The organism is Acinetobacter guerrae, from assembly GCF_009372255.1.
Classification (GTDB): domain Bacteria; phylum Pseudomonadota; class Gammaproteobacteria; order Pseudomonadales; family Moraxellaceae; genus Acinetobacter; species Acinetobacter guerrae.
Genome location: NZ_LXGN01000051.1, coordinates 1 through 241, shown reverse-complemented (window position 1 = coordinate 241; position 241 = coordinate 1). Strand labels below are relative to the sequence as shown.

The 241-nt window shown below is 27.4% G+C and carries 1 pseudogene; it reads left to right on the top strand.

Annotation, left to right across the window (positions count from 1 at the left end):
- Positions 1 to 97 precede the first annotated feature (97 nt).
- Positions 98 to 241 (top strand): annotated as a pseudogene (locus tag A7A69_RS17050) (glycosyltransferase); the annotation flags it as partial.

Sequence of the window (241 nt, the reverse complement as noted above, 5' to 3'; positions counted from 1 at the left end):
TTATAGTTAATTTCATAAGAATGTAAATGTTATAAATAATAGTTCCCACTTTATATTGAGTTTAGAGAAACCAAGTTATTGACAAGATTCCAAAACAGTTATATCTATTGGTAGACTTACGTATCAAAAAAACTTTAAGGATCTACTTTTGGCTTGGTCATTGGTTAATAATGAAATCAATGATTGGTCATTGGACATTTATGGAAGTGGAGGAGAGTTACATTATATAAAAAAACTTATC